The sequence below is a fragment of the Pseudomonas sp. B14(2022) genome, assembly GCF_012030485.1.
In the GTDB taxonomy this organism is placed as follows: Bacteria; Pseudomonadota; Gammaproteobacteria; order Pseudomonadales; family Pseudomonadaceae; genus Aquipseudomonas.
This window is the reverse complement of sequence record NZ_JAAUVM010000007.1, coordinates 158,231-178,704: the sequence shown is the minus strand read 5'-3', so window position 1 is coordinate 178,704 and position 20,474 is coordinate 158,231. Positions and strand designations below refer to the sequence as shown.

The window sequence follows — 20,474 nt, the reverse complement described above, 5'->3', positions numbered from 1 at the left end:
GTTTTCAAGACATGACTATTTGGGAGTAACTGCAGAGCATGTTCCGTAATTCCTATATTCAGCAGAACTCTGATATCCAGGCCGCAGGCGGCCTGGTCCCGATGGTTGTCGAGCAGTCCGCCCGTGGCGAGCGCGCCTACGACATCTACTCGCGCCTGCTCAAGGAGCGAGTGATCTTTCTGGTGGGCCCGGTAGAGGACTACATGGCCAACCTGATCTGTGCGCAACTGCTGTTCCTTGAAGCGGAAAACCCGGACAAGGACATCCATCTCTATATCAACTCACCGGGCGGTTCGGTGACCGCGGGCATGTCGATCTACGACACCATGCAGTTCATCAAGCCGAACGTATCGACTACCTGCATTGGCCAGGCCTGCAGCATGGGCGCGTTCCTGCTGACCGCAGGTGCCGAGGGCAAGCGTTACTGCCTGCCTAACTCGCGCGTGATGATTCACCAGCCACTGGGCGGTTTCCAGGGCCAGGCGTCGGACATCGAAATCCACGCCAAGGAAATCCTCTTCATCCGCGAACGTCTCAACACGCTGATGGCCAAGCATAGCGGGCACACCCTGGAAGAAATCGAGCGCGACACCAACCGCGATAACTTCATGAGCGCCGAAGCCGCACGTGAATACGGGTTGATCGACGCAGTGATCGAAAAGCGCCCCGCTTAATATAAGCCGCTCAAAATAGGGCTGGTCGGGTTTTCCGATCACCTGTGGGCTTGAAAAAGCCCGCATAAGCCTTCATCTTGTGTTGCAAGCCTATCGGATTTGGATCGAACGAATGACTGACACCCGCAACGGCGAGGACAACGGCAAGCTGCTCTATTGCTCCTTCTGTGGCAAAAGCCAGCATGAAGTGCGCAAATTGATTGCCGGCCCCTCGGTCTTTATCTGCGACGAGTGCGTCGACCTGTGCAATGACATCATCCGTGAGGAGGTGCAGGAAGCCCAGGCCGAAAGCAGCGCGCATAAATTGCCTTCGCCTAAAGAAATCAGCGGCATCCTTGATCAGTATGTGATTGGTCAAGAGCGTGCAAAGAAGGTTCTGGCCGTAGCGGTATACAACCACTACAAGCGCTTGAACCAGCGTGACAAGAAAGGCGACGAAGTCGAACTCGGTAAGAGCAACATCTTGCTGATCGGTCCTACAGGCTCGGGTAAGACCCTGCTTGCGGAAACCCTCGCTCGCCTGCTGAACGTTCCGTTCACCATCGCCGACGCCACCACCCTCACCGAGGCTGGCTACGTGGGCGAAGATGTCGAGAACATCATTCAGAAACTGCTGCAGAAGTGCGACTACGACGTAGAGAAGGCCCAGATGGGTATTGTCTACATCGACGAAATCGACAAGATCTCGCGCAAGTCCGACAACCCGTCGATCACTCGGGATGTTTCCGGTGAAGGCGTGCAGCAGGCCCTGTTGAAACTGATCGAAGGCACGGTAGCTTCCGTACCGCCACAAGGCGGCCGCAAGCACCCGCAGCAGGAATTCCTTCAGGTTGATACGCGCAACATCCTGTTTATCTGTGGCGGTGCATTCTCCGGCCTGGAGAAGGTTATTCAGCAACGGTCTACCCGTGGCGGCATCGGTTTCAGTGCGGAAGTGCGCAGTAAGGAAGAAGGCAAGAAAGTGGGCGAGTCCCTGCGTGAAGTCGAGCCTGACGATCTGGTCAAGTTCGGTCTGATCCCGGAATTCGTTGGCCGTCTGCCGGTCCTGGCCACGTTGGACGAGTTGGATGAGGCGGCTCTGATTCAGATCCTCACCGAGCCGAAAAACGCCCTGACCAAGCAATACGCCAAGCTGTTCGAGATGGAAGGTGTAGACCTCGAGTTCCGTACCGATGCGCTCAAATCGGTGGCCAAGCGGGCACTGGAGCGCAAGACTGGTGCACGTGGCCTGCGTTCCATCCTCGAAGGTGTATTGCTCGACACCATGTACGAGATCCCCTCGCAGTCCGAGGTGAGTAAAGTGGTGATCGACGAAAGCGTTATAGAAGGTAAGTCCAAGCCACTGTATATCTACGAAAACAGTGAGCCGACTGCCAAAGCTGCGCCAGACGCGTAAGCGTTTCGCAGTTTTGGTACAAACGAAGGGGCCTCTAGGGGCCCCTTTGTTTTTCATAAGGATTTTTACTGCGTGTAACTGCCCGCATTGAGCTTGTTTTTTTTACACGCAGCCCCCATCTTGGTTTCAAGCTTATTTTTCAACTGTCATAGAGGCGAAATCATGAAGACAACCATCGAATTGCCTCTCCTGCCGTTGCGTGATGTCGTCGTCTATCCGCACATGGTTATCCCGCTGTTCGTGGGGCGCGAGAAGTCTATCGAAGCCCTCGAGGCCGCGATGACGGGCGACAAGCAGATCCTGCTGTTGGCCCAGAGAAATCCTGCCGATGATGATCCAGGCGAAGATGCCCTGTATCGCGTCGGTACCATTGCCACTGTCCTGCAATTGCTCAAGCTGCCCGATGGCACCGTCAAGGTGTTGGTGGAAGGCGAGCAGCGTGGTGCGGTAGAGCGTTTCATGGAGGTGGATGGCCACCTGCGCGCTGAAGTGGTGCTGATCGACGAAGTCGAGGCCCCTGAGCGCGAGTCCGAAGTGTTTGTGCGCAGCCTGCTCTCGCAGTTTGAGCAGTATGTGCAGTTGGGCAAAAAAGTCCCGGCTGAAGTCCTGTCTTCCCTCAATAGCATTGATGAGCCAAGCCGCCTGGTCGATACCATGGCCGCGCACATGGCGCTGAAGATCGAGCAGAAGCAAGACATCCTCGAAATCATTGACCTGTCGGCCCGTGTCGAACACGTGCTGGCATTGCTGGATGCCGAAATTGATCTGCTCCAGGTTGAGAAGCGCATCCGTGGTCGTGTCAAAAAGCAAATGGAGCGCAGCCAGCGCGAGTACTACCTGAATGAGCAGATGAAGGCCATTCAGAAGGAACTCGGCGACAGCGAGGAAGGCCACAACGAAATCGAAGAGCTGAAAAAGCGCATCGATGCTGCCGGCCTGCCGAAAGACGCCCTGACCAAAGCCACCGCCGAGTTGAACAAGCTCAAGCAGATGTCGCCGATGTCCGCCGAGGCCACCGTGGTGCGCTCGTACATCGACTGGCTGGTGCAGGTGCCGTGGAAGGCCCAGACCAAGGTACGCCTGGACCTGGCGCGTGCTGAAGACATTCTCGATGCCGACCACTATGGCCTCGAAGAAGTCAAGGAACGCATCCTCGAATACCTCGCCGTGCAAAAGCGTGTGAAGAAGATTCGTGGCCCAGTGTTGTGCCTGGTTGGCCCGCCTGGCGTGGGTAAAACCTCCCTGGCCGAGTCCATCGCCAATGCCACCAACCGTAAATTCGTGCGCATGGCCCTCGGTGGTGTGCGCGATGAAGCGGAAATTCGTGGTCATCGCCGGACTTACATCGGTTCGATGCCAGGAAGATTGATTCAAAAAATGACAAAGGTGGGCGTACGCAACCCGCTGTTCCTGCTCGATGAAATCGACAAAATGGGCAGCGACATGCGTGGCGATCCGGCATCGGCCCTGCTGGAAGTGCTCGATCCTGAGCAGAACCACAATTTCAACGACCATTACCTGGAGGTCGACTACGACCTGTCCGACGTAATGTTCCTGTGCACCTCCAACTCCATGAACATTCCGCCGGCATTGCTGGATCGGATGGAGGTGATTCGTCTGCCGGGTTACACCGAAGACGAGAAGATCAACATCGCCGTCAAATACCTCGCGCCCAAGCAGATTTCGGCCAACGGCCTGAAGAAGGGCGAGATCGAATTCGACGTCGAGTCGATCCGCGACATCGTGCGCTATTACACTCGCGAGGCCGGTGTACGCGGCCTTGAGCGCCAGATCGCGAAGATTTGCCGCAAGGCGGTCAAGGAGCACGCGCTGGAAAAACGCTTCTCGGTGAAAGTCACTGCCGATGCGCTTGAGCACTTCCTGGGCGTGCGTAAATTCCGTTACGGCCTGGCTGAGCAGCAGGATCAGGTAGGGCAGGTGACTGGTCTGGCGTGGACCCAGGTGGGCGGCGAATTACTGACCATCGAAGCTGCGGTGATCCCTGGCAAAGGCCAGTTGATCAAGACCGGCTCCCTCGGTGACGTGATGGTCGAATCCATTACTGCCGCGCAGACCGTGGTGCGCAGCCGCGCCAGGAGCCTGGGGATCCCCCTGGACTTCCACGAGAAGCACGACACCCACATCCACATGCCGGAAGGGGCTACACCGAAAGATGGCCCTAGCGCCGGCGTAGGCATGTGCACGGCCCTGGTATCGGCATTGACCGGCATACCGGTGCGTGCCGATGTAGCGATGACCGGGGAAATCACCCTGCGTGGCCAAGTATTGGCCATCGGTGGCCTGAAAGAGAAATTGCTGGCTGCACACCGGGGTGGCATCAAGACTGTGATCATTCCTGAAGAGAATGTTCGCGACTTGAAGGAAATTCCTGACAACATCAAGCAGGATCTTCAGATTAAACCGGTTAAATGGATTGACGAGGTCCTGCAAATTGCGCTGCAATACGCGCCGGAGCCCTTGCCGGATGTGGCTCCGGAGATAGTTGCAAAGGACGAAAAACGAGAGTCTGATTCCAAGGAAAGAATTAGCACGCATTAATGTGAATAAGCTTGGAGGCTTCCTTGACAGCTTTTTAGAGCCCTTGTTATAAAGCGGCTCTTAAGTGTCTGTAGGCCATTCAGCACTGATTTTTGCTGTTTACCAAAAAACTTAGAATCATACTCAATAGATATATAAGGGGACTTAGAGTGAACAAGTCGGAACTGATTGATGCTATCGCTGCATCCGCTGATATCCCGAAAGCTGCTGCTGGCCGTGCGCTGGATGCAGTAATCGAATCCGTCACTGGCGCTCTGAAGGCCGGCGACTCCGTGGTACTGGTAGGCTTCGGTACTTTCTCTGTGACTGACCGCCCAGCTCGCACTGGCCGCAACCCACAGACTGGCAAAGCACTGCAAATCGCTGCTGCCAAGAAACCAGGTTTCAAAGCCGGTAAAGCCCTGAAAGAAGCCGTTAACTAAGCTTCGATCAAGCCTTTGCTACCCGGGTCGGACGCAGGTCTGGCCTGGCAGCGGAGCGAAAGCTGACCCAGGTATCCATCGGGTCGCCAAGCCGGGGGTGTAGGTTCAACCCCCCGTCCGCTCCGCCAGTTACGAGAAGGCGCATCCTCGGATGCGCCTTTCTTCTATCCGGACTCTACCCACGCTCCACGGTTGCCAATTTTTGAAGTTCAACCGTTTCTGGGGGACGCATGCTGCAAAATATCAGGGACAATTCACAAGGCTGGATTGCCAAGACCATTATCGGGATCATCGTCGCATTGATGGCGTTCACCGGTATCGAGGCCATTTTCCAGGCTTCGACCAACACCAAGCAGGACGTGGCCAAGGTCAACGGTGAAGAAATCACCCAGACTGAACTGAGCCAGGCCGTCGACATGCAACGTCGCCAGCTGATGCAACAGCTGGGCAAGGATTTCGATGCTTCGCTGCTGGACGAAAAACTGCTGCGCGACGCGGCCCTCAAGGGTCTGATCGATCGCAAGCTGCTGCTGCAAGGCGCCGCCGATTCCAAGTTTGGCTTCTCTGAAGCTGCACTGGACCAGGTAATCCTGCAGACGCCGGAATTCCAGGTGGACGGCAAATTCAACGCCGAACGCTTTGACCAGGTGATCCGTCAACTGGGCTACAGCCGTCTGCAGTTCCGTCAGATGCTGACCCAGGAAATGCTGATCGGCCAGGTTCGCGCTGGTATTGCCGGCAGCGGTTTCGTGACCGACGCCGAAGTGCTGGCATTCGCCCGTCTGGAAAAGCAGACCCGCGATTTTGCCACCGTCAATATCAAGGCCAACCCTGCGGCGGTGAAACTCACCGACGACGAGGTCAAGGCTTACTATGACCAGCACGCCAAGGAGTTCATGACCCCGGACCAGGTGGTCATCGACTACCTGGAACTGAAGAAGTCGTCCTTCTTCGACCAGGTCAGCGTGAAGGACGATGAACTGCAGGCTGCCTATCAGAAAGAAACCGCCAACCTCGCTGAACAGCGTCGTGCCGCGCACATCCTGATTGAAGTCAACGACAAGGTCACCGACGCGCAAGCGAAGGCCAAGATCGAAGAAATCCAGGCGCGCCTGGCCAAGGGTGAGAAGTTCGAAACCCTGGCCAAGGAGTTCTCCCAGGATCCAGGTTCGGCCAACAGTGGCGGTGATCTGGGCTTTGCCGGCCCGGGCGTCTACGACCCGGACTTCGAAGCCGCCTTGTATGCCTTGAACAAAGACCAGGTTTCGGCGCCGGTGCGCAGCACCTTCGGTTGGCACTTGATCAAGCTGTTGGGCGTTGAAGCACCGCAAGTGCCGACGTTTGCCAGCCTGAAAGACAAGCTGACCCGCGAGCTCAAGACCCAACAGGTCGAGCAGCGTTTTGTCGAAGCAACCAAGCAATTGGAAGATGCGGCATTCGAAGCCTCCGATCTGGCCCAACCGGCGTCTGACCTGAAGCTGACCGTACACACCTCCGCGCCGTTTGGCCGTGAAGGTGGTGACGGTGTTGCGGCCAACCGTGCCGTGGTCACCGCTGCGTTCAGCCCGGAAGTGCTGGATGAGGGGGCCAACAGCAGCGCCATTGAGCTGGACCCGGAAACCATCATCGTGCTGCGTGCCAAAGAGCACCGCAAACCTGCGCAACTGCCGCTGCAAAGCGTTGCTGCGGCGATCCGCACACAGATGGCCAAGGAGCGCGCCAGCGCGGCTGCCAAGACTCACGCTGATGAGCTGATCGCCAGCCTGCGTGATGGCAAGACCCCGCTGAACCAGCCGGTCGACGGCCAGGCCTGGAAAGTCACTGAAGCGGCTACCCGTAGCCAGGAAGCGATTGACCCGGCCGTGCTGCAAGCCCTGTTCCGCATGCCCAAGCCTGCGGCCAAGGACAAGCCGACCTTCACCACCGTGACCCTGGCTGATGGCAGCCTGGTGATCGTGCGCTTGAACGGCGTCAACGAAGCGGCTGCCCCAACGGACGAAGAAAAGGCGCAATATCGCCGCTTCCTCGCTTCCCGTGTTGGCCAGCAGGACTTCGCGGCGTACCGCAAGCAGTTGGAAACCAAGGCTGATATCAAGAAATACTGATGTTGGTTTGAACAAGAAGCCCCCGGCCTGAAAAGACCGGGGGCTTTTTTATGTGGGCTAGACTGGGTGCTCGGTATCGTCGACCCAGGAGTTCCAAGCGTGTTGATTCTAGGAATGGATGGCTTGCTGATCCGCCGCGCCAGTGCGTCGGACGTTCCTGCCGTGCTGCAGGTGTTCGACGAGGTGGTCGCCTGGTTCGTTGGCATGGGCAATACCCATCAGTGGGGCACCGAGCCCTGGTCGGCGTCGCCCCGGCGGGTCGCGCAAGTGGCTGAAGCCTGCGCATTGCCTGGGGCGTGGGTGGTAGAAGAGCCCGCGGGCCGTATCCGTGGAGCGCTGGTGTTGGGCGATCCCATGCCTTATGTACCGTCGGCGACTGAGCCCGAGGTGTATGTACGCCTGTTGATAGCCGCGCGTGATCCCCGTGTTCGCGGCCTTGGCCGGCGCATGATGGCCTTTGCTGATGACCAGGCCCGTGCAGCAGGAGTGACGCGTTTGCGTGTGGACTGCTATGGCGGCGGGACAGGGGATCTGGTGCGTTTTTATGAGTCCTGTGGCTACGAGCGCATTTCAACGTTCGACTTGGCGGGGTGGCCGGGCCAGCTGTTGGGGCGCTGTCTGTGATGCGCCGGCCCATGCCAGTAGCATCAGTAGCATAACGGCCCATGGAAAGCCCGCGACGCCCCAGCCCTGAAGCAACACGCCTCCTGCCAGTCCGCCACCGGCTATCCCCAGGTTCCACACGGTCACCAGCATTGATTGTGCGGCATCCGCCGACTCGCCAGCCGATTGGGCCAGTGCGGTTTGCAGCAGTGCCGGCAAACCGCCGAACGCCAGGCCCCATAACGCCACGGCGGTATAGATGACTGCCGGCACATTGATCCAGAACGCCAGCGCCAGGGCGATCAGGCCAAACAGCGCACAACTGATCAGCAGCAAGACGCGCAGCCACCGGTCAATCAACACGCCTGTCAGCCAGATGCTCAGCACCGCCGAGAGGCCAAACACCAGCAACACTCGGTCAACATCCGCATCGATCCCTGCGGGCACCAGCAACGGGGCGATGTAGGTGTACAGAATGTTGTGGGCCAGTACGTAGGTAAACGTTACCCACAGCACTGGACGAATGCCTGGCAGGTTCAGCAGCTGGCGCAGCCCCAGGCGTTTATCCGTCCGTTCGCCGGCAAAGTCCGGCAGTTGCCAGCGCGCCCAGGCCAGTAGCACCAAGGTCAGCCCGGTCATGATTGCAAAACTCAGGCGCCAGCCAACGGCAGTGCCGAGGAAGGTGCCCGCAGGCACACCCAGTGACAGCGCCAGCGGTGCACCCAGCATCGCCACGGCAATGGCGCGACCTTGCAGGTGTGGCACCACCATTCGGCTCGCATAACCCGCCAGCAACGCCCAGAGCAGCCCGGCGAAGACCCCGGCAAAAAAGCGCGCCACGAGCGTCAGTCCGTAGTGGCTGGACAGCGCGGTTACGCTGTTGACCAAGGCAAAGCCGCCGATGGCAAGCAGCAGCAACGGTCGTCTGCGCCAGCCGCGGGTCAGCAGCGTCAGGGGGATGGCCGCCAGCAACGAGCCAAGGGCGTAGACCGTGACCAGTTGACCGACCAGGGCGGGCGACACGCCGAGGCCTTCGCCTATCTGTGGTAGCAACCCGGCGGGCATGGCTTCGGTGAGGATGGTGATAAAGCCAGCGCTGGCCAGGGCCAGTAGACCGCCCAGCGGTAATGAATCCCGCTGGGCTGATGCGGTGAGTGAAGGGCTGCTGCTCATGAGGTTTTATCCAGGTAAAAGGGCAAGCAGGCAGAGTAGGGGGCTGTGGTTGGCGGAAAAACAGGCTAAGGTTCCGAACTTATCGGACGCCGGTGTCCGCAATCGCTAAAGGCGGGATCATGGACAGCTTGGGCAGCCTTTCGGTATTTGTGCAGGTGGCGCAGACGCTCAGCTTCACCGCCGCCGGCCGTGTGCTGGGGGTGTCGTCGTCGGCCGTGGGCAAAAGCATTGCGCGGATGGAAGAGCGCCTGGGCGTGCGGCTGTTTCACCGCAGCACGCGCAGTATCACCTTGACCAGTGAAGGCTCGCTGTTCCTTGAGCGGTCGCGGCGGATTCTCGCTGAGGTGGAAGCGGCCGAGCAGGAGCTGACAAACGCCAGTGCAACGCCACGGGGTAAGCTGCGCATCAGTGTGCCGCAGGTGCGGGGCTTGTTGATGCCAGTACTCAGTGACTTTATGCGCGCCTACCCGGATATCGAGTTGGATGTGGATTTCTCTGACCGTATGGTGGACGTGATCGAGGAAGGTTTCGACGCGGTGATTCGCACCGGCAAGCCGGAAGATTCGCGCTTGATGGCGCGCCACCTGGGCCACTACCAGCTGGTGCTCGTCGCCACACCGGGCTACTTCGCCCAGCACGGCACCCCGCAGCAACCACAGGACCTCAATGGCCACGCCTGCCTGCGCCACAAGTTCTGCGCCACGGGCAAGCTCGAGCCCTGGCCGTTGCGTCTTGCCTTGGGTGCCGCGGAACCGCTGTTGCGTACGCCGTTGGTCAGTACCACCATCGAGTCTCTGAACCATGTGGTGCTCGAGGGATTGGGCATTGCCTGCCTGCCGGACTACATGGTCAACCAGGCCGTGGGCGAGGGGCGCTTGCAGCGGGTGTTGGATGATTACCTGGAACACCGGGGCAATTTCTGGATGTTGTGGCCCGGTCGCCATACCTCGACCAAGGTGCGCGTGTTTATTGACCATATGTGCGCCGGGCTTTTCCCTGCAGGCCCCGTTGCGTAACCCTGTGACGTTTTACCGACAGGAATGCGCGCGCCAAGGCCTCGTTCTGTTGCACAATACCGCCCAGACCGTTTTCCTCAGGATTATCAATGTCGACATCATTCCACTTGCGTAGCCTCGGGCTGGCGCTGGTGCTGGCGGGCGCCGCGGGCTGCTCGTCACCCAAGACCGCTATTTATGAACATGAGAACTTCGACGACTCCGGCACATTTTCCCGGGATTATCCGGTTAGTGATGTAGCGGCGTGCGAGGCCGCGCGGCGTGCGTTGCTGAGCCAGGGCTACATCATCACCAGCAGCGATCCGAAACTGGTCGTGGGCAACAAGAGCTTCCAGCAGACCGGCGAAACTCACCTGCAGATCAGCTTCAACGTGGTGTGTGCCGATGATGGCAAAGGTAAAAAGCACTCGACGATGTTTGCCAACGCCCTGCAGGATCGTTATGCGCTGAAGAAGGTCAACAACTCCGCGAGCCTGGGTGTAGGCGTGCTGGGGTCGGTGTCGATGCCGATCGGCTCCACCGATGACTCGATGGTGAAGGTGGCCAGTGAGACGGTGTCCGCGCCGAAGTTCTACGATCGCTACTTTGCGTTGGTGGACGTCTTCCTGCCCCAGGAAGTGAAGCAGGCTGAGCATATTCCCGAGCAGCCAAAGGCCGACCTCGGTGTGCCGGAGCCGAAGGCCGCTCCGGCTGCGGAGAAAGTCGAGGCGCCGAAGGAAGAGCCTGCCGCACCGGCTGCTTCGGAGCCGGTTGTGCCCGCGCCTGAACCCGCACCGATTGCGCCGCAGGCCGAGCCCGCGCCCGCGCCCGCCACGACCACGCCGGACCTGCCGGCGCCGACAGAAGCGATTCCGCCCCTGCCGACGCCTGCGCAGTAGCTCAGACCGCTACGGGATTCACCTTGTCGACGTTGATCCCGTAGCGGTTGATCGCTTCACTGACCTTGTCGCGACCGATCGCGCCGTCATCCGCCAGCGCCTTCAGGGCAGCCAGGGCGATGAAGTGGCGATCCACCTCAAAGAACTCGCGCAAGGCTTCCCGGGTGTCTGATTGCCCGAAGCCATCAGTGCCTAGCGCGACAAAGCGCCGGCCCGGCACGAACGGACGAATCTGATCAGCGAATAGCTTCATGTAGTCCGTCGCGACCACCACCGGCCCCGTTTGCCCCTCCAGGCATTGCTCGACGTAACTTACGCGCGGCTCACTCTCGGGGTGCAGCAGGTTCCAGCGTTCCGCCGCGTGCCCGTCACGGCGCAATTCGGTCAGGCTCGTCACACTCCATACGTCGCATTGCACGGCGAAATCGTTGGCGAGCAGCTCTGCGGCCGCGATCACTTCTCGCAGGATCGAACCACTGCCCATCAGTTGCACCTGTGCCTGAGGGTTGGTGCTGAGCCGGTACATGCCTTTGAGTATCCCGTCCTCCACGCCTTCGGGCATCGCCGGGTGCGGGTAGTTTTCGTTGAGCAGGGTGATGTAGTAGTAAATGTCCTCTTGCTCGACATACATGCGCCGCATGCCCTCGCGAATAATCACCGCCAGTTCGTAGGCAAAGGTCGGGTCATAGGACACACAGCACGGAATCACCGACGACAGGATATGGCTATGGCCATCGTCATGCTGCAGGCCTTCGCCCATCAGCGTGGTGCGCCCGGCTGTGGCGCCGAGCAGGAAGCCGCGTGCTCGTGCATCGCCCGCCGCCCAGGCCAGGTCGCCGACGCGCTGGAAGCCGAACATCGAGTAGAAGATATAGAACGGCACGGTCATCAGGCCGTGGTTGCTGTAGGACGTACTTGCTGCGATCCACGAGGAAATGGCGCCGGACTCATTCAGGCCTTCCTGCATGATCTGTCCGTCTTTGCTCTCCTTGTAATAGCTCAGTTGCCCGGAGTCCTGTGGGGTGTAGAGCTGGCCGACGGCGGAGTGGATGCCGATCTGACGGAACAGGCTTTCCATGCCGAAGGTGCGGGATTCGTCTGGCACGATGGGCACGATCAGCTTGCCCAGGTGCGGGTCTTTCAGCAGGGTGCCGAGGATGCGCACGAAGGCCATGGTTGTGGAAATCGCGCGCTCGCCAGTGTCCTTGAGCTGAGTGGCGAAGGCGCTCAGTTCGGGGATCTGCAGCGATTCGACCGCGGTGTGGCGCGCAGGCACATAGCCGCCCAGGGCCTGGCGACGTGCGGCGAAGTAACGGGCTTCTTCGCTGTCGGCTGTGGGCTTGAGGTAAGGAATTTCAGCGAGTTGCTCATCGGGCACTTCCAGGCCGAAGCGGTCGCGGAAGGCTTTGACGGCGTCGGCGCCCATCTTCTTCAATTGGTGGTTGATGTTCTGGCCTTCGCCGGCCTCGCCCATGCCAAAGCCCTTGACGGTTTTTGCCAGGATTACCGTCGGTTGGCCACTGTGACGCACGGCGGCGGCATAGGCGTTGTAGACCTTGTCCGGGTCATGGCCGCCCCGTGAGAGTTTCCAGATGTCGTCGTCGGACAGGTCCGCAACCAGTGCCAGCAATTCCGGGTATTTGCCGAAGAAATGTTCGCGCACGTAGGCGCCGTTCTGGGATTTGTAGTTCTGATAGTCACCGTCCACGCATTCCATCATGCGTTGGCGCAGCAGGCCGCTTGTATCTTTTTCCAGCAGTGCATCCCAGCCACCGCCCCAGATCACTTTGATCACATTCCAGCCGGCGGCACGGTACAGGCTTTCGAACTCTTGGATCACCTTGGCGTTGCCGCGTACCGGGCCGTCCAGGCGTTGCAGGTTGCAGTTGACCACGAAGATCAGGTTGTCGAGCTTCTCGCGCCCGGCCAGGGAAATAGCGGCCAGGGATTCCGGTTGGTCCATTTCACCATCACCCAGAAATGCCCAGACCTTGCGGCCCTGGTGTTGCTTGAGGTCACGAAACTCCAGGTAGCGCATAAAACGTGCCTGATAGGCCGCAGTGATCGGCCCCAGCCCCATGGACACCGTAGGAAATTGCCAGAAGTCCGGCATCAGCCGTGGGTGGGGGTAGGACAAAATGCCTTCACCACCGGCTTCGCGGCGGAAGTTATCCAGTTGCGCTTCGCTGATGCGGCCTTCGAGGTAGGCGCGGCCGTAGATGCCTGGCGAAGAGTGCCCCTGGATGTACACGAGGTCGCCGTCGAAGTGGTCGGTGCGGCCACGGAAGAAGTGGTCGAAACCTACGTCGTACAGCACCGCGGCTGACGCATAAGTCGCAATATGCCCACCCACGCCTGAGTGCTTGCCTGCACGCAAGACCATGGCCATGGCGTTCCAGCGGATAAACGCATTGGTGCGGCGTTCGATGGCCAGATTGCCGGGGTAGGGCAACTGGCGATCCACCGGGATGGTGTTGACGTAAGGCGTGGTCACCCGCCCGTAGAAGTCGCCATGCCGCGCCACGTCGAAATCCAGCAACTGATCGATCAGGTAATGGGCGCGCGGGCGGCCTTCGGTGGACAGCACCGATTCGATGGACTCCAGCCACTCGCGGGTTTCCTGTGGATCGACGTCGCGTCTGACTGCGTTATTCGGGGTCATGTGAGGCTCCAGGGTCGGCGGATTTCTAGTGGCGGGCTCCTTGTGGGAGCGTCGTCAAAGTTATTGCAATTGCAACTACATGACCGAATTTAGCGCGGGATGAGCTACTATTGCAACCTTCTTGAAATCCACCGGATGGTGTTGCATGTCGTCGAAAGAGCCTGATGTATGGTTCCGTTTTGTCAGGGCCCACAGGACGGTCATCCGTGAAATCGAGCGCCGCCTGGCGGCCGCCGACTTGCCGCCTTACGCCTGGTACGACGCACTGTGGGGCCTGGAAAGCGGCCCCGAAGGCACCCGCCGCATGCACGAATTGGCCGATGTGCTGGCCATTGAGCGCTATAACCTCACGCGGCTGGTAGACCGACTGGAAAAGGACGGCCTGGTGGTGCGCTCCCGCTCCGACGGCGATGGCCGCGCGGCCTTTGCGTCGATCACCGACGCCGGCCGAGCGTTGCGCAAGAAAATGTGGAAGATTTACGAAAGTACGGTGGACGAGTTGTTCCTGTCGCAGATCGAGCCGGAGCAACGCCAGGCGTTTGCCGATGCGTTGGAGCGCACTGCCGGGATGGCGATGGAGGCGGGTGTTCAAACCCGTGGTCGACGCAAGTCTGAAACTTGATGCAGATCCAATGTGTGAGGGAGCAAGCCCCCTCCCACATTGGAATGCATTCCCGTCCATTTCGGTGCATGCCTGATTGCAATCGCGCCTCAAAACCCCGGTGCTAAATCCGCATCACGCTGCTACGTTTAATCCTGGAGTGCAGGAACGTCATGACGTCGACATTTTTTCGTCATCACGGCACTTTAGGCTGGCTGTGCAGGTCATTTATCTGCAGCCGCTTTTAATTCAAAACAAGGAGCCCACCATGGACGAATATCAGGAAGAACTGCTGGAGTACCAGGCCTTTGAACTGGATCCTCTGGATCCGGCCGATGACGCCACCGAGCTGTAAGACCGACTTCAGGCGGAATGCCGCTGACTGCGGCGAAATTCCCCTGGGGTCTGGTTGTTCCACCGCCTGAACGCCCGTTGAAACGCCTGGGCCGAGGCAAAACCGAGCAAGTAGGCGATTTCGCCGAACGCCAGTTCCGTATCGCGAATGTAGGTCATGGCCAAGTCGCGACGGGTATCGTTGAGAATTGCGCGAAACTGCGTGCCTTCTTCGGCCAGTTTGCGGCGCAGTGTCCAGGTCGGCAGCTTCAAGCGTGCCGCCACTTCTTCCAGGTCGGGTTCCCGGCCGCCATTGAGCATCGGCCCGAGCAAGCGGGTAATGCGCTCCCGCAGGCTGCGGGTGCGGGTCAGCTGCTCCAACTCGTGTTCACAGAGCTTTAACAACAGCTGCCAGGTGCTCGGGCAATGCTGCGGGTTACGCAGCGCGAGGGTTTGCTGGCTCAGGCGCAGTTGATTGGCCTCGGCGCCGAACTGGATCGGGCCATCGCCCAGCAGCGCGTACTGTTCGCTGTAGTCCGGCGCTTCAAATTCGATTTCAATCCGCTGCGCCTGCACTGTTTGTTGGGCCAGGCTCGACAGTTGCTGCAGCCAGCCGGCGATGATCGAGTCCACCACAAAGCGGTTGTAGGCGTTATAGGGGCTGATGGAATAGAACCGCAGCCAGGCACCTTCGGCGTCCTCGTGAAAACTCGATTGCCCACGATAGTTGGAACCGTACAGCGCTTCGAAGCGGGTCAGCGTGCGCGCCGCCTCACGCACGTTGGGCGCCTGGGCGGCGGTGACCCCGGCCAGTCCGGCTTGGCTCAGGCGGCTGAGCTGGCCCATGCGCAGGCCCAGGCCGGGGTCGCCGGTGAGTTGGATGGCCGCATGGCCCAGGCGCATATAACGGGGGATCGACAAGCGTGCACCCGCTTCGGCGAGGCGCGCGGGGTCGAGGCCGTATTGCAGCAGCAGCGGTTGCGGGTCGAGGCCGTGGCTGTGGATTGCGTCGGCCAGGGTGTGCACGAAGCCCACCGACAGATCACCCAGGCGCACCGGCTTCACGGGGTTACAGCCAGATATTCAGCAGGCGCGCGCCACGGGCGTCGCCGTCGGCGCTGATCTGCCCGTTGCTGCTGAGAAAACTGCGCCCGGCCGTGCCCAGGTCCCAGAACTGCCCACGCAGGAATACGCTCATGCCAGCGGTTGCCTGGCTGACGGGGTGTTGGCTGATCAGCGTAAGGCGGCGCCAGGCTTCACCTTCGCTGAGTTCTTCAGGCTTGAGGCTGATTTCCGGCGGCGTGGACACGCTCTTGAAGCCGCGCCATGGTCGATCCCAGGTATCGCGACCGAGCACAAAGGCCGGCACTGCAATCAGTTGCGCACCTTGCTCGTTGAGCTTGCGATAGGTGTCCGGGTACCAGCTGTCACTGCCGACCAACACGCCGAGGCGCCCGGCCGGGGTGTCGACCACGCTGACGACGTTTTCGTCACCAGGTTCGATAAAGCCGCGTTCATCGTAGATCGGATAGAGCTGGCGCTGTGGCTCTCCGATGGGCAAACCATCTGCCGCAAACACCACGCTGGCGTTGTACAAGGCGCCATGGCCGACCTGCAGTTGTCCCTGGCTCACGCTGGGGTTGGGCAAGGCGATGGAACCGGCCACCAGCGTGACGCCAAACTCCTTGGCCAGGCCGCCGAACAGCACCTGATAGTCCCGCGCCATGCCGGGGGCTTTCATACGCAGGTAGGCGTCATCGGTGCGGTTGTCGCCGGTGGCGCTGATCCAGGCCCGCGCAAAGAGCAGTGGGTTGCTGACCGACAGCCAGTTCATCGCATCCTTCACGTGCAGCGCCTGGTACACCTCATTTTTTTCACCGGTCAACATCAGCCATGTGCCGATATGTTCAGGCAGCACTACGATGGTTTTTTCGTTGATCAACCCCTGGTCCCGGGCCTTTTGCAGATAGGCCGAGAGCTTCAGGTGCAGGCGTTCCAGGCTCTGGTAATCAGCCGGAAACAGCTCTGGCTGGATGCCCAGCAGGTTGCCGCGATCAGCAGGCAGGCCTTCATTCACGGCCAGGGTGATGCGCAGGTCCGACAGGTAATGCGCCACGGGGCGCTCCTGGGTCCAGACCAGATACGCGGCGACGGCGGCAACCAGGGCCATGGAGACGGTAAAAGCTAGAAGTTTACGCATGGGGCAACAGACAACAGACCGGGTGCAGGGTTCGCGACTAGGGTAGGGCCCATGCGGCGGCTTGCCAAGGGGTGCTGTGCATTTGGATCAATAACTTGTCAGTTTCAGTCATTGAGCCGTCGTCCACCGCCTCTTAGTCTGTGGGACATAACCCGATGGGGTGCCATTCGAGCCCCCCACGCCCCGTGATGATCCGTTGTGGAGCTTGACCATGACCGCTGCTGCCTACCCGCACCTGCTGGCCCCGTTGGACCTGGGTTTTACCACCTTGCGTAACCGTACCCTGATGGGCTCGATGCACACGGGCCTGGAAGAAAAGCCCGGTGGTTTCGAGCGCATGGCGGCCTACTTTGCCGAGCGTGCCCGGGGCGGCGTGGGGCTGATGGTCACCGGCGGCATTGGCCCAAATGATGAAGGCGGGGTGTATTCCGGCGCGGCCAAGCTCACCACCGAAGAAGAAGCGCAGAAGCACAAGATCGTCACCAAGGCCGTGCATGAGGCGGGCGGCAAGATCTGCATGCAGATCCTCCACGCCGGCCGTTATGCCTACAGCCCCAAACAGGTCGCGCCGAGTGCGATCCAGGCACCGATCAACCCGTTCAAGCCCAAGGAGCTGGACGAGGAAGGCATCGAGAAGCAGATCCAGGATTTTGTCACCTGTTCGCTGCTGGCCCAGGTCGCCGAGTACGACGGCGTGGAAATCATGGGGTCCGAAGGCTACTTCATTAACCAGTTCCTCGCCGCCCACACCAACCACCGCACCGACCGTTGGGGCGGCAGCTACGAAAACCGCATGCGCCTGGCGGTGGAGATCGTGCGCCGCGTGCGTGAAGCGGTGGGCCCGAACTTCATCATTATCTTCCGCCTGTCGATGCTCGACCTGGTGGAAGGCGGCAGCGTCTGGGAAGAAATCGTACAGTTGGCCAAGGCCATCGAGCAGGCGGGCGCGACCATCATCAACACCGGCATCGGCTGGCACGAAGCGCGTATCCCGACCATTGCCACCAAGGTGCCGCGTGGCGCGTTCAGCAAAGTCACGGCCAAATTGCGCGGTGCGGTACAGATCCCGCTGATCACCACCAACCGCATCAACACACCGGAAATCGCCGAGCAGATCCTCGCCGAAGGCGATGCCGACATGGTCTCGATGGCGCGGCCGTTCCTCGCCGACCCCGAGTTCGTCAACAAGGCCGCCGCCGGCCGCGCCGATGAAATCAACACCTGCATCGGCTGTAATCAGGCTTGCCTGGACCACACCTTTGGCGGCAAGTTGACCACCTGCCTGGTCAACCCGCGGGCCTGCTATGAAACCGAACTCAACTACCTGCCGGTCAAGCAGATCAAGAAAATCGCCGTGGTCGGTGCCGGCCCCGCAGGCCTGGCCGCTGCCACCGTGGCGGCTGAGCGTGGCCACCAGGTGACCTTGTTCGATTCGGCCAGTGAGATCGGCGGCCAATTCAATATCGCCAAGCGCGTACCGGGCAAAGAAGAGTTTTTCGAGACCCTGCGCTACTTCAATCGCAAGTTGCAGACCACCCACGTCGAGCTGTGCCTCAACACCCGCGTCGACACCGCACACCTGGTGGCGGGCGGTTATGACGAGATCATCCTGGCCACCGGCATTGCGCCGCGCACGCCGGCGATTCCGGGCGTTGAAAACGCCAAGGTGCTGAGCTACCTGGACGTGATCCTCGAGCGCAAGCCTGTCGGCAAGCGCGTGGCGGTGATCGGCGCCGGCGGCATTGGTTTTGACGTGTCGGAATTCCTCGTGCATGAAGGCGTATCCACCAGCCTCGACCGTGAAGCGTTCTGGAAAGAGTGGGGCATCGACACCCAGTTGCAAGCCCGTGGCGGCGTGGCCGGGATCAAGCCGCAACCCCATGCCCCGGCCCGTGACGTGTTCCTGTTGCAACGCAAGGCTTCCAAGGTCGGCGACGGCCTGGGCAAGACCACCGGTTGGATCCACCGTACCGGCTTGAAGAACAAGCGCGTGCAGATGCTTAACAGCGTCGAATACCTGAAGATCGACGATGACGGCCTGCATATCCGCATCGGCGCCGAGGGTGAGCCGCAGCTGCTGGCCGTGGACAACATCGTCATCTGCGCCGGGCAAGACCCGCTGCGCGAGTTGCAGGATGGCCTGGTCGCCGCAGGGCAGAACGTGCACCTGATCGGCGGCGCCGATGTGGCGGCCGAGCTGGATGCCAAGCGCGCCATCAACCAAGGCTCGCGCCTCGCCGCCGAGCTGTAAGGCGACGCAAGGGGCGGTGTTAGACTACCGCCCCTTTTTCCATGCAGATGCCGCCCGATGGGTCCCTTTGACTGGCTTCCCCACGCCCCCCTTGAAGCCATGCAGCTCGATTGGCTTAATGGCGTCGAGCTGGCCGTGCTGCGCCTGGACCGCATCGACCCGCTGATCAGCGGCAACAAGTGGTTCAAGCTCACCGAGCATCTGGCCCAGGCGCAGCAAGCCCGTGCCCGCGGCATCATCAGCCTTGGCGGCGCTTACTCCAATCATCTGCACGCGCTGGCAGCGGCGGGCAAACGCTTTGGTTTCCCCACTGTCGGCCTGTTGCGCGGCCATCCCCAGGACACACCCACCATCCTCGACCTGAAAGCCTTTGGCATGCACCTGCATTGGTTGGGGTATGGCGGCTATCGCGCGCGCCATGAGCCGGATTTCTGGTTGCCGTGGCGCGAGCAATATCCCGATCTTTACCCCGTGCCAGAAGGCGGCGGCGGGATGGCCGGGGCGCTGGGGTGCGGGGTATTGGTCGAGCAGGCACGCAGGCAATTGAACACCCTGGGTTGGGCCGATTACGACGCCTGGTGGTTGGCGGCAGGCACCGGTACGACGTTGGCGGGGTTGGCGCTGGCGGAGGCGGGCGCGCATCCGGTGTACGGCGCCATGGCGGTACCGGATGATCATGGTGTGGCGCAGAACGTGAGCGCCCTCGTGCAGGGCGGGTATGAGTTGCTGGACGCCAGTCGGGGTGGCTTTGCCAAGGTTGACCCGCTGTTGCTTGAGTTTATCGACACCACCGAACAGGCCTGCGGTTTACCGCTGGAACCGCTCTATACCGGCAAAGCGTTGCTGGCGTTGAAGCAGCAGGTCGAAGCCGGGCGTTTCGCGCCCGGCACTCGCCTGATCTTTGTGCATACCGGTGGCTTGCAGGGCCGCCGAGGGTTTACAGCCTAGCGCGCTTACCCGGCATCATCCGCAGCGCCGTGTTATCACGCATCACATAGTGATGAAAGATCCCCGCCAACGCATGCAGCCCGATCAGCCAGTAACCGATCTGGCCGAACAGCACGTGCCAGCCTTCAATCTCTTTGGCCAGTGCCTTGTTTTCAGCGATCAGCGGCGGCAGCTCGATCCCATAGAACATCACCGAATGTCCCTCGGCACTGACGATCAGCCAACCGGCAATCGGCATGCCGATCATCAAGGCGTACAGCGCGAAGTGCATCAGCGTGGCCAGCAGGCTTTGCCATTGCGGCGGGGCGGGTACGATCTTGGGGGCAACCCCCAGGCTGCGCGCGAACAGGCGCAGCCACACCAGCACAAACACGGTGAGGCCGAACATGAAGTGCATCTCGACGATCAACGTGCGTGCGCCGCTGCCTTTGGGGAACTGGCCGCGTAACTCAATGCAGGCGTACACCACCGCCAGCAGCACCACCATCAACCAGTGCAGCGCAATCGACATGGTGCTGTAGCGCGTATCGGAATTTTTCCACGGCATCGCTGGGTTCCTCACTCATCAGGGCAAACCTTCGTTCTTTGGCGACGAAGTCCTTTTACTGTAAGCCTGTTTTGTGCGGTTTGCCCGACGCGATGCCGTTGTCTTG

The 20,474-nt window shown here is 60.4% G+C and carries 17 protein-coding genes; 12 read left to right on the top strand and 5 right to left on the bottom strand.

Annotated features, from left to right (window positions below; all coding sequences use genetic code 11):
• The first annotated feature begins 38 nt into the window (after window positions 1-38).
• The 6 genes from clpP to HCF10_RS13250 all read left to right on the top strand — a co-directional run bounded on the left by clpP (window position 39) and on the right by HCF10_RS13250 (window position 7,780).
• Window positions 39-674 (top strand): ATP-dependent Clp endopeptidase proteolytic subunit ClpP, encoded by a 636-nt coding sequence (gene clpP, locus HCF10_RS13275; protein WP_003174822.1) that lies wholly within the window; start codon window positions 39-41, stop codon window positions 672-674.
• Window positions 675-786: 112 nt separating this feature from the next.
• A complete protein-coding gene (gene clpX / locus HCF10_RS13270) occupies window positions 787-2,070 on the top strand; it encodes an ATP-dependent Clp protease ATP-binding subunit ClpX (protein ID WP_003238279.1) in 1,284 nt (427 codons plus the stop codon).
• A 162-nt stretch (window positions 2,071-2,232) separates the two neighbouring features.
• Entirely contained in the window at window positions 2,233-4,629 is a 2,397-nt protein-coding gene (lon, locus tag HCF10_RS13265; RefSeq protein ID WP_053138469.1) for an endopeptidase La, read from the top strand.
• 149 nt (window positions 4,630-4,778) lie between these two features.
• Entirely contained in the window at window positions 4,779-5,051 is a 273-nt protein-coding gene (locus HCF10_RS13260) for an HU family DNA-binding protein (protein ID WP_003174819.1), read from the top strand.
• A gap of 230 nt (window positions 5,052-5,281) precedes the next feature.
• Window positions 5,282-7,156, top strand: coding sequence for a SurA N-terminal domain-containing protein (locus HCF10_RS13255; protein WP_167655707.1), 1,875 nt, complete (start codon window positions 5,282-5,284; stop codon window positions 7,154-7,156).
• Window positions 7,157-7,255: 99 nt separating this feature from the next.
• Window positions 7,256-7,780: a GNAT family N-acetyltransferase gene (locus HCF10_RS13250; protein ID WP_145337606.1), complete on the top strand. Its 525-nt coding sequence runs from the start codon at window positions 7,256-7,258 to the stop codon at window positions 7,778-7,780.
• On the opposite strand, the gene HCF10_RS13245 is transcribed toward HCF10_RS13250, so the two are convergent.
• Window positions 7,727-8,932: an MFS transporter gene (locus HCF10_RS13245; protein ID WP_167655706.1), complete on the bottom strand. Its 1,206-nt coding sequence runs from the start codon at window positions 8,930-8,932 to the stop codon at window positions 7,727-7,729. The genes HCF10_RS13250 and HCF10_RS13245 overlap by 54 nt on opposite strands.
• Before the next feature lie 119 nt (window positions 8,933-9,051).
• On the opposite strand from HCF10_RS13245, the gene HCF10_RS13240 reads away from it, so the two are divergent.
• Window positions 9,052-9,948, top strand: a complete 897-nt coding sequence (locus tag HCF10_RS13240; protein WP_131698135.1) for a LysR family transcriptional regulator — start codon at window positions 9,052-9,054, stop codon at window positions 9,946-9,948.
• Between the two features lie 89 nt (window positions 9,949-10,037).
• Window positions 10,038-10,826, top strand: coding sequence for a DUF2242 domain-containing protein (locus tag HCF10_RS13235; protein ID WP_145337609.1), 789 nt, complete (start codon window positions 10,038-10,040; stop codon window positions 10,824-10,826).
• A gap of 1 nt (window position 10,827) precedes the next feature.
• Here HCF10_RS13235 and aceE read toward each other — a convergent pair whose 3' ends face one another.
• Window positions 10,828-13,488 (bottom strand): pyruvate dehydrogenase (acetyl-transferring), homodimeric type, encoded by a 2,661-nt coding sequence (aceE, locus tag HCF10_RS13230; protein ID WP_167655705.1) that lies wholly within the window; start codon window positions 13,486-13,488, stop codon window positions 10,828-10,830.
• A gap of 145 nt (window positions 13,489-13,633) precedes the next feature.
• Between aceE and HCF10_RS13225 the strand changes: the two genes are divergently transcribed.
• Window positions 13,634-14,110 (top strand): MarR family winged helix-turn-helix transcriptional regulator, encoded by a 477-nt coding sequence (locus tag HCF10_RS13225; protein ID WP_131698132.1) that lies wholly within the window; start codon window positions 13,634-13,636, stop codon window positions 14,108-14,110.
• Window positions 14,111-14,186: 76 nt separating this feature from the next.
• The gene (locus tag HCF10_RS13220; RefSeq protein WP_145337611.1) at window positions 14,187-14,444 is read left to right on the top strand and encodes a hypothetical protein; all 258 of its coding nucleotides are present in this window, start codon (window positions 14,187-14,189) and stop codon (window positions 14,442-14,444) included.
• An 8-nt stretch (window positions 14,445-14,452) separates the two neighbouring features.
• Here HCF10_RS13220 and HCF10_RS13215 read toward each other — a convergent pair whose 3' ends face one another.
• Both HCF10_RS13215 and HCF10_RS13210 read right to left on the bottom strand, forming a co-directional pair.
• The gene (locus HCF10_RS13215; RefSeq protein WP_167655704.1) at window positions 14,453-15,487 is read right to left on the bottom strand and encodes an AraC family transcriptional regulator ligand-binding domain-containing protein; all 1,035 of its coding nucleotides are present in this window, start codon (window positions 15,485-15,487) and stop codon (window positions 14,453-14,455) included.
• Between the two features lie 4 nt (window positions 15,488-15,491).
• Window positions 15,492-16,622, bottom strand: coding sequence for a carbon-nitrogen hydrolase family protein (locus HCF10_RS13210; protein ID WP_167655703.1), 1,131 nt, complete (start codon window positions 16,620-16,622; stop codon window positions 15,492-15,494).
• 211 nt (window positions 16,623-16,833) lie between these two features.
• On the opposite strand from HCF10_RS13210, the gene HCF10_RS13205 reads away from it, so the two are divergent.
• Together HCF10_RS13205 and HCF10_RS13200 are read left to right on the top strand one after the other, a co-directional pair.
• Window positions 16,834-18,873: an NADPH-dependent 2,4-dienoyl-CoA reductase gene (locus tag HCF10_RS13205; RefSeq protein WP_131698128.1), complete on the top strand. Its 2,040-nt coding sequence runs from the start codon at window positions 16,834-16,836 to the stop codon at window positions 18,871-18,873.
• A 57-nt stretch (window positions 18,874-18,930) separates the two neighbouring features.
• Entirely contained in the window at window positions 18,931-19,821 is an 891-nt protein-coding gene (locus HCF10_RS13200) for a 1-aminocyclopropane-1-carboxylate deaminase/D-cysteine desulfhydrase (protein WP_167655702.1), read from the top strand.
• Here HCF10_RS13200 and HCF10_RS13195 read toward each other — a convergent pair.
• Window positions 19,811-20,368: a cytochrome b gene (locus HCF10_RS13195; protein WP_131698126.1), complete on the bottom strand. Its 558-nt coding sequence runs from the start codon at window positions 20,366-20,368 to the stop codon at window positions 19,811-19,813. The two genes, HCF10_RS13200 and HCF10_RS13195, sit on opposite strands and share 11 nt — an antisense overlap.
• Window positions 20,369-20,474: the final 106 nt, after the last annotated feature.

What these genes read in the sequence shown, in the direction of transcription:
- clpP (WP_003174822.1), top strand. Translation starts at nt 39, where the DNA reads ATGTTCCGTAATTCCTATATTCAGCAGAACTCTGATATCCAGGCCGCA.
- clpX (WP_003238279.1), top strand. Translation starts at nt 787, where the DNA reads ATGACTGACACCCGCAACGGCGAGGACAACGGCAAGCTGCTCTATTGC.
- lon (WP_053138469.1), top strand. Translation starts at nt 2,233, where the DNA reads ATGAAGACAACCATCGAATTGCCTCTCCTGCCGTTGCGTGATGTCGTC.
- HCF10_RS13255 (WP_167655707.1), top strand. Translation starts at nt 5,282, where the DNA reads ATGCTGCAAAATATCAGGGACAATTCACAAGGCTGGATTGCCAAGACC.
- HCF10_RS13245 (WP_167655706.1), bottom strand. Translation starts at nt 8,932, where the DNA reads ATGAGCAGCAGCCCTTCACTCACCGCATCAGCCCAGCGGGATTCATTA.
- HCF10_RS13240 (WP_131698135.1), top strand. Translation starts at nt 9,052, where the DNA reads ATGGACAGCTTGGGCAGCCTTTCGGTATTTGTGCAGGTGGCGCAGACG.
- HCF10_RS13235 (WP_145337609.1), top strand. Translation starts at nt 10,038, where the DNA reads ATGTCGACATCATTCCACTTGCGTAGCCTCGGGCTGGCGCTGGTGCTG.
- aceE (WP_167655705.1), bottom strand. Translation starts at nt 13,488, where the DNA reads ATGACCCCGAATAACGCAGTCAGACGCGACGTCGATCCACAGGAAACC.
- HCF10_RS13225 (WP_131698132.1), top strand. Translation starts at nt 13,634, where the DNA reads ATGTCGTCGAAAGAGCCTGATGTATGGTTCCGTTTTGTCAGGGCCCAC.
- HCF10_RS13210 (WP_167655703.1), bottom strand. Translation starts at nt 16,622, where the DNA reads ATGCGTAAACTTCTAGCTTTTACCGTCTCCATGGCCCTGGTTGCCGCC.
- HCF10_RS13205 (WP_131698128.1), top strand. Translation starts at nt 16,834, where the DNA reads ATGACCGCTGCTGCCTACCCGCACCTGCTGGCCCCGTTGGACCTGGGT.
- HCF10_RS13200 (WP_167655702.1), top strand. Translation starts at nt 18,931, where the DNA reads ATGGGTCCCTTTGACTGGCTTCCCCACGCCCCCCTTGAAGCCATGCAG.
- HCF10_RS13195 (WP_131698126.1), bottom strand. Translation starts at nt 20,368, where the DNA reads ATGCCGTGGAAAAATTCCGATACGCGCTACAGCACCATGTCGATTGCG.